At 71.4% G+C, this 7,717-nt stretch carries 7 protein-coding genes and 1 pseudogene; 2 read left to right on the plus strand and 6 right to left on the minus strand.

What is annotated here, in order from left to right; translation table 11 throughout:
* Positions 1 to 542: IMP dehydrogenase (locus ACTIDRAF_RS26600; RefSeq protein WP_039785246.1), on the minus strand; the 542-nt coding region annotated here is incomplete at its 3' end.
* A 151-nt stretch (positions 543 to 693) separates the two neighbouring features.
* Positions 694 to 2,238, minus strand: coding sequence for an IMP dehydrogenase (gene guaB, locus ACTIDRAF_RS0201190; protein WP_016696881.1), 1,545 nt, complete (start codon positions 2,236 to 2,238; stop codon positions 694 to 696).
* A 174-nt stretch (positions 2,239 to 2,412) separates the two neighbouring features.
* Between guaB and ACTIDRAF_RS26605 the strand changes: the two genes are divergently transcribed.
* Entirely contained in the window at positions 2,413 to 2,823 is a 411-nt protein-coding gene (locus tag ACTIDRAF_RS26605) for a DUF5319 domain-containing protein (RefSeq protein WP_085944799.1), read from the plus strand.
* A gap of 181 nt (positions 2,824 to 3,004) precedes the next feature.
* Here ACTIDRAF_RS26605 and ACTIDRAF_RS34175 read toward each other — a convergent pair whose 3' ends face one another.
* From ACTIDRAF_RS34175 to ACTIDRAF_RS34705, 4 genes and pseudogenes are all read right to left on the minus strand, one after another.
* Positions 3,005 to 3,991 (minus strand): anti-sigma-D factor RsdA, encoded by a 987-nt coding sequence (locus tag ACTIDRAF_RS34175; protein ID WP_016696883.1) that lies wholly within the window; start codon positions 3,989 to 3,991, stop codon positions 3,005 to 3,007.
* A gap of 1 nt (position 3,992) precedes the next feature.
* A complete protein-coding gene (locus ACTIDRAF_RS0201205) occupies positions 3,993 to 4,565 on the minus strand; it encodes a sigma-70 family RNA polymerase sigma factor (RefSeq protein WP_016696884.1) in 573 nt (190 codons plus the stop codon).
* A 529-nt stretch (positions 4,566 to 5,094) separates the two neighbouring features.
* Positions 5,095 to 5,688: pseudogene (locus ACTIDRAF_RS26615) on the minus strand (response regulator transcription factor); the annotation flags it as partial.
* Between the two features lie 341 nt (positions 5,689 to 6,029).
* Positions 6,030 to 7,100 (minus strand): MerR family transcriptional regulator, encoded by a 1,071-nt coding sequence (locus ACTIDRAF_RS34705; RefSeq protein WP_425359113.1) that lies wholly within the window; start codon positions 7,098 to 7,100, stop codon positions 6,030 to 6,032.
* Positions 7,101 to 7,393: 293 nt separating this feature from the next.
* On the opposite strand from ACTIDRAF_RS34705, the gene ACTIDRAF_RS0201220 reads away from it, so the two are divergent.
* Positions 7,394 to 7,696 (plus strand): WhiB family transcriptional regulator, encoded by a 303-nt coding sequence (locus ACTIDRAF_RS0201220; protein WP_026065652.1) that lies wholly within the window; start codon positions 7,394 to 7,396, stop codon positions 7,694 to 7,696.
* The last annotated feature ends 21 nt before the right edge of the window (positions 7,697 to 7,717 follow it).

The following is a 7,717-nucleotide window of genomic DNA, read 5'->3' on the forward strand; positions in this document are numbered from 1 at the left end:
TCGCCGTCACGCTCCACGTGCTCGGCGGAGATGATGGTGCCCTGGACCACCAGGATCTCGACACCGGCGGCGAGCAGGTCCGGGGTCAGCTCCTCGGCGTGCTGCGGGCTGACGCGGGCCGCCACCGTCACGCCCGACTCCCGCATCTGCTTGATCGCGGCGGAGAGAAGGTCGACACGCACCGGGGCCGCGTGCAGCTCCTGGAGCAGCGACACGGCGGCGCTGGCGTCCTCAGCCTCCTCGGCGGCGTTCACCAGGCGGAAGATGGCGTCCTCCACGTCGGCGTGCCTGGCCCACAGCCCTTCCGCGTTCAGCACCGCGAGACCGCCCAGCTCACCGATCCGCACCGCGGTCGCCGGGGAGACCACGGCGTCGGTGGGATGGGTCATCAGCGGGATGTCGAAGCGGTACGCGTCGATCTGCCAGGACAGCGACACGTCCTTCGACGACCTGGTCCGCCGTGAGGGGACGATCTCGACGTCGTCGAGGTCGTAGGCGCGCATCGCGGTGCGCCCCCTGCCTATCTCCACCTGATCCCGCACGTCAACTCCCTACACCATCCGTACCGGACCCTACATTCTGGTTCGGCCGGTTCCGGCGTCCGACAGTGGGTCGCCGGTGGGGGCGCGGGAGGTCGAGGTGGGCCTGCCGGGGGGCGCGTCCGGGACCGGACCGGACACGCCCCCCGGAGGGTCAGCGCGTGGTGTAGTTGGGAGCCTCCACCGTCATCGTGATGTCGTGCGGGTGGCTCTCCTTCAACCCGGCGGCGGTGATGCGCACCAGGGAGGCGTCGTTCAACTCGGCGACAGTGCTGGACCCGGTGTAGCCCATCGCCGCCCGCAGACCACCCACCAGCTGGTGCACCACCTGGGCCAGTGGCCCCCGGAACGGGACCCGCCCCTCGATGCCCTCCGGCACGAGCTTGTCGTCCGAGAGGACGTCGTCCTGGAAGTACCGGTCCTTGGAGTAGGAGCGGCTCTGCCCCCTGCTCTCCATCGCGGCGAGCGAACCCATGCCCCGGTAGGTCTTGAACTGCTTGCCGTTCACGAGGATGAGGTCCCCGGGCGATTCCGCCGTGCCGCTGAGGAGGCTTCCGAGCATGACGGTGCTGGCACCCGCGGCGATGGCCTTCGCGATGTCGCCGGAGTACTGGATGCCCCCGTCCCCGATCACCGGAACGCCCGCAGGGCGGCACGCCAGGTTGGCCTCGTAGATCGCCGTGATCTGGGGAACACCGACTCCGGCCACCACCCTGGTGGTGCAGATGGATCCGGGGCCGACCCCTACCTTGACGCCGTCGGCGCCGGCGTCGACCAGTGCCTGCGCCCCCGCCCTGGTGGCCACGTTGCCGCCGACCACGTCGACGGCGTCCCCGAGCTCCTTCTTCAGGGCGGCGACCGTCTCCACGACGGCCCTGGCGTGCCCGTGGGCCGTGTCGACCATGATCACGTCCACCCCGGCGTCGACCAGGGCCATCGCCCGTTCCCGCGCGTCGGGCCCTACCCCGACGGCGGCGCCGCAGAGCAGGCGGCCGTCCGGGTCCTTGGTCGCGTTGGGGTACTGCTCGGTCTTGACGAAGTCCTTCACGGTGATCAGGCCGCGCAGGCGCCCCGCCCCGTCCACGATCGGGAGCTTCTCGACCTTGTGGCGGCGGAGCAGCCCGAGGGCGGCCTCGGCGGTCACGCCGACCTCGGCGGTCACCAGCGGCGCCTTCGTCATCACCTCCCGCACCTGGCGGGTGTGGTCGACCTCGAAGCGCATGTCCCGGTTCGTGATGATGCCCACCAGGGTGCCGTCGGGGTCGGTGACCGGGACACCGGAGATCCGGAACCGGGCGCACAACGCGTCGACCTCGGCCAGCGTGTCCAGCGGCGAGCAGGTCACCGGGTCGGTGACCATGCCGGCCTCGGACCGCTTCACGACCTCGGCCTGGGCGGCCTGCTCCTCCACGGCGAGGTTGCGGTGGAGGACCCCGATGCCGCCCTGCCTGGCCATCGCGATGGCCATCCGCGCCTCGGTCACGGTGTCCATCGCCGAGGAGACCAGCGGCACCCGGAGCCGGACGTTCCTGGAGAGCTGGGCGGCGGTGTCCACGCTGCTGGGGATGACCTCGGATTCGGCCGGCAGGAGGAGCACGTCGTCGAAGGTCAGGCCGAGCATGGCGAATTTCGCCGGAACTCCCTGGTCGTCGCCCGGGAGCCCGACGGAGCCCCGGGCCGCAGTCGAGTCACTGGTCATAACTGGTGCGATGCCTTCCTGGAGCGCTGGCGCGGTGCGGTGTCGATCGAGGAACCGCGAGCCACGCCCGAGTTCGGTACCGCGACGGCGCCGGGCGGAACACGGGCCTGGTAGAGCGGTGCCGTCCATGGTATCCACGCCGAACACGGCGGTGCGCGCGGTACTGTGCGGCACGTGTCGCATGATGCTTTGCCGCCAGACCCGTTCGCCGGCGATCCGGAGGACCCGGCTCGCGCGCTGAGCGATCCGACCGACGAACCCGCCCGACCCCTGGACGAGCACGAGAGCGCGGAGATCCTCGCCGACCTCGCTGACCTCGCCGTCTACCAGGATCTTCTCGAACCTCGGGGTGTTCGGGGGATCGTGGTGGACTGCGGCGACTGCGCCGAACCCCACTTCCACGACTGGGAGCTGCTGCGGTCGAGCCTCGGGCAGCTGCTGTCCGACGGTCGGATGCGGCCGCACGAGCCGGCGTTCGATCCGGACCCCACCAACTACGTGACCTGGGAGTACTGCCGCGGCTACGCGGACGGCATGGCGGCACACGAGGAACACTCCGGCACGCCGCACGTTCCCGGTCACTGACGCCCGCGTCCCCGGCCCGGTGAGGAGGGCCGTCCCCGCGTTGTCACCGGGGAGACCGCTCCGGCCGGTGGGCGGCGTCGGGGGCCGTTCCCGGCCGTCCCCGGCGCGGTCCGCGCCGGCCTCCCCCGGACAGACCGGTGGCCAGTGCCAACATGTGACACTGGCCACCAGCTGCTCGGGCTCAGGAAGCGGCGTCCTCCGGAGCGGCGCCGGGGCCGAGCGAGATCCGGTTGCCCACGCTCGGGCTCTCCTCATCGCTCCGAGAACCGTCCGGGGCGCTGCTGTCCGTCGTATCCGGGTCGGTGGCGTCCGGCGGTGAGGACGGGGGCGTCGTCGGTGACGGGTCGGACGGCTCCGGGGCGCTGGGAACGGTGGTCTCCGGGGTCGTCGTGACGACCGACACCGGTGGCTCCTCCTCCGCCGACTCCTCGCTCGACTCGGCGATGTGGGGCGGCGGCTCGTCCTGGTCGCTGTCCCCACCGCCGGCGGGCGGCTCGTCGTCGCCGTCCGGATCGTTGAGCTCGCCCAGCAGGCGCTCGTGCATGGCCAGCAGCGTGGCCTTGTCCTCGCCGGCGCCGATCCCGTCGAAGGACAGCCGCGCCTGCTCCAGGGCCTCCTTCGCCTGGGAGTACTCGCCGGCCCGCAGCGCCGCCTGGGCCAGGTCGAGGTGGCTGCGCGCCGTCGTGGCCGCCTCCACCGACGCCGCCTGCTCCGAGTACAGCACCCTGGTCAGGCCCCACAGGGTGTCGCCGGGACGGGCGTCCCGCGCCGCGACCCCCACGCCGGTGAAGGCGATGGCCAGCACCGCCGCCGCGGTGGCCAGCGGCACCAGCACCCTCGGTCGTCGGCGGCGCGCCCCGTGCGAGGTCGGCCACTCGGCCACGGCGGCCTCGACGCTCTCCCGAGAGGTCTCGGGCAGTGGATCGGTGTCGAGGTCCTGCCGCCAGGCCATCAGGAGCGCACCCAGCTCCCGCTCGGCGATCGGCTTCCCCGCGACCTCGGACTCCCCACGGTTCAACGCGTCGATCAACGCGTCGTCGTCCTGAACCGCGGCCAGGTCGATGTGCTCCGCACCCTCGTTGATGGACTCCTTCGGGGGCTGGGCGTCGTCCGGGGACCGACGTCGGCGCTCGGCCTCGTCATCACCCTGACCGTCCAGTTCACCCACTTCAGACCACCTCCTCAGTGGCGAGTGTCTTCCTCAGCCGAGCCAGCGCGCGGTGCTGGGCGACCCGAACCGCGCCGGGGGTGGAATCGACCGCCTCGGCCGTCTCCTCCGCCGACAGGCCGACCACCACCCGCAGCAGGAGGATCTCCCGCTGCTTGGCGGGCAGGACCCGGAGCAGCTGTCCCATCCGCTCGGACAGCTCGTCCTGCATGGCGCGCTGCTCGGGACCCGCCTCACGTTCCGGCGCGTCTGGAACTTCGGAGACGGGCTCCGACTTGTTACGCGCAGCGGAACGGTGGGCGTCGGCGACCTTGTGCGCGGCGATGCCGTACACGAAGGCCAGGAACGGCCGCCCCTGGTCCCGGTAGTTGGGCAAGGCCGTCAGCACGGCAAGACACACCTCCTGAGCCACGTCGTCAGCGGAGGCGAAAGAGCGCTCCTGCCTGCCAACCCTGGCGCGGCAGTACCGCACCACCAGGGGACGAATCGTCGCCAGCAGTCGATCGATCGCCTGGCGATCGCCGCTGACGGCGTCGCCGACAACGGCTTCCAGCCCGTCCCCCAAGTTAGTCATCGCAGAAAACAGCCCTGGCGTTACGGTAGGCGAACGTGAATGTCGACAGTGAGTAACCCACGACTCAGCGCGCCGATCGTGTCCACCGTACCGGGGACACTCGTTCGGACGGCGTGCTGGTCGTGATCACCACTCGACTCCTCTTCCCACGTGCAGGTGAGCTCGAACGTCGCAGTGGGCGCCCGGCGTGGGCGGGCCACCAGACCAGCAGTATGGCAAAACTCCGTGACGAACGGATCAGCTGGTGCTTCCCCGGGACGCACGCCGGGCGATCCGTGAAGGACCTCACACCCGACCGGAGCAGCGGGCGCGACCGGGGAGCGGCGCTCCGCCAACGGAGATCGGTAGGTGGGAGGAGGTGCGGGGAGGCGCCGTGCTCGACCGAGCCACCGGGAACCGGCGAACCCCGGGAGCACACTGACGGCGGTGCCGCCGCGGGCGCGGACCGTGCTGGACTGCTGGGGATGGGCATCCACCTGATGCGGCCACCGGGCCACCGACCTCCGTTCCGGCGCTCCGCCGGAACCCGGGACGCGATGTCGCGCCGGAAACCGTGCGCGACCGCCTGGGCCCTGTCCCGCACGCCCAGCTTGCGGAACAACCGCCGGGCGTGCGTCTTCACGGTGTCCTCCGAGAGGTACAGCTCGCGCCCGATCTGCCCGTTGCTCTTGCCCTGGCTCATTCCCCGCAGCACCTGGAGCTCCCGCTCGGTCAGCTGCACTCCGGGGTCGGAGGGCTGCCGAGGAGCGGGAACGGCGGTGCTGGCGAGGGTGTGGGCGAGCGCGGCGACCAGTTCGGGGCGGGAGGCGTCCCACCGGAGGTAGCCACGGGCTCCGCCGGCGATGGCTGCCGCGATGCTGCCGGCGTCGTCCGGGGCACCGAAGACGATGACGTTCGCCTGGGGATGCGCGGCCATCAACCTCCTGGTCGCCTCCACCCCTGTCGGGACCGCGCGCTGGGTGCCGACCAGTACCACGTCGACCGCCTGCCGCGAGAACCGAGCGAGCAGCTCGTCCCCGTGAGCAACACAGTCGATCCGGCTCACACCGGGGACAGCCGACATCACGCGAGTGAGCCCTTCCCGGACGCTGCGCCGGTCATCGCAGATCAAGACCGTCGTCACGGGAACTCCTTCCTGCAGCCGAGTGACGTTCCACATCCCCTATCGGACGCCGAGCGCCAAACCTTGACCCGATCCGGTACTTAATCCGTCAAGAAATTGCTCCTAACAGTCTGCCCACCCGTTCACCGGATTGGACGAACGTCAGGCTACCTAGTCACACTGACGACGCAGAGGACGTAAAGCAAGCGTCTTTGCGTGAACAAAGGCCGCCACGGATCTCCCAGTCGGGTGGCGACGATGTCGTAACCGGGACTTTCGAGTGAAGCGATCGCGTCCCGCCGGAGCCCGTCGACGAGGTGGAGACACCGCCCCCGCGCACCGCGTCCCAGCCGTGCGACGCCTCAGGAATCGCCCACCACCCGCTCGATGGCGTCCACCGTCTCCTGGACACCGCTGACCCACCGGACCCGGGGCGGCAGGGACGACTCCTCCCACCCCGCGCCCCCCGCGAACAGCCGCACCGGTTGCCGGGTCCTGGGCACCGCCTGGAAGATCTCCGGGTCCCCGCAACGAGGCATGGTCGCCCAGAGCACCGCCACGGCGGGTGCGGTGCGGCGGACCGCCGCGACCAGGCCGTCCAACGGCAGGTCCGCCCCCAGGAGCTGGGTCCCGATCCGCCGGGAGGAGAGTTCGGCCGTGACGAGGAAGAGGGGCAGGGCGTCCGGTTCCCCCGGCGCTCCCGCCAGCAGCACCGCCCTGGGGTTCCTGGGCGGCTGCGCCCGGGCGATGACGGTGCTCACCGTGCTGATGACGCAGGTGGAGAGCAGCCGCGACGCCTCGATCCCCTCGCCCGTGTGCTCCCGCCGCTCCTGGAGCGCCGCGAGGACCGGGGCAGCGATCTCACGCCAGGTCGTCAGCACCCCGTCCGACTCGATCCCCTCCAGCAGCAGGCGGTTGACCGACCACAGGTCCATCGCCAACACGGCCCGCCCCAGTCCTCGGGCCCGCCGCGAGGCACCCGGGAGCCGGAGGCCCTTGCCCCCCACCCTGACGCGTTCGACGAACTCCGGCACCACGACCTGACCGGACACCAGCATCGCGCCGGGTCCGGCCCGCTGCTCGGAGGCCGGGGCTGGCTCGGACCGCCGGCGCTCGGCGGCGGTCCGGGACCCCCGACCGGGCACCTGCCGCACGTCGTGACCGGACTCCGCCGCGGCCTGGACCGGCAGGGCGGAGGCCAGGGCGTACCGGGCGGCCTCGCGGGGGGAGGCCCCGCGCAGCAGGGCGTGCTGCATCAGCTCGAGCCGGGCCAGGTCGAGCGGGCCGTAGCGGCGGTGACGACCGGCGGTGTGACCACTGGGACCCAGGCCGTAGCGGCGGTCCCACGTCCGCAGGGTCGCCGGTGCCACGCCGAGTCGGCGGGCGACGGCGGCGACCGTCAACAGCGGTTCCGGACTCCTGCTGTCGGCCAGGGTGTCGACCTCGCCGACCGGGTCGACCTGGCCGTGATCGCAGTCGTCACCGTCACCAGGGGCTGGCTGCGTCGTCACCGGGCCAACGTCCGTTCACGTGATCTCGATTTCGACCGCCCGCGCGGCCGGTCGTCTGGGTGTCGGAACAAGGATAGCGCCCATAAGTGTGAACAACTTATGGAGCGAATGTCTTGAACAAGCATTGAAGCGGTTTTAGCGTAGGTCCCTACACACGGGGGTGTGGGACCGCCGTCGCGGGCGGCGGCCACCAACAGCGGGGAGGCGAGGGCACTATGGCCGATACTCGGCGACTTCCGGGGCCGAACGCGGATCTGTGGGACTGGCAGCTCAAGGGGTCCTGCCGCGGGATGGACAGCGCGTTCTTCTTCCACCCCGACGGTGAGCGGGGTCCGGCACGGGCCCGGCGGGAAGCGCGCGCGAAGGAGGTGTGCCAGAGCTGCCCGGTGATGCAACAGTGCCGGGCACATGCGTTGGCGGTCCAGGAGCCGTACGGGATCTGGGGAGGGCTCTCGGAGGCGGAACGGATCGCCATCATCAAGGCGAGCAAGCGGCAGCTCGCCGCCGTGGGCGGCTGACGGGGAGGCATCGGCGGCTCA

Origin of the sequence: Actinoalloteichus spitiensis RMV-1378 (assembly GCF_000239155.1) — a bacterium.
In the GTDB taxonomy this organism is placed as follows: domain Bacteria; phylum Actinomycetota; class Actinomycetes; order Mycobacteriales; family Pseudonocardiaceae; genus Actinoalloteichus_B; species Actinoalloteichus_B spitiensis.

Excerpts from the sequence above, each read along its gene's own strand:
- guaB (WP_016696881.1), bottom strand. The coding sequence starts at position 2,238 with ATGACCAGTGACTCGACTGCGGCCCGGGGCTCCGTCGGGCTCCCGGGC.
- ACTIDRAF_RS0201205 (WP_016696884.1), bottom strand. The coding sequence starts at position 4,565 with ATGACTAACTTGGGGGACGGGCTGGAAGCCGTTGTCGGCGACGCCGTC.
- ACTIDRAF_RS0201220 (WP_026065652.1), top strand. The coding sequence starts at position 7,394 with ATGGCCGATACTCGGCGACTTCCGGGGCCGAACGCGGATCTGTGGGAC.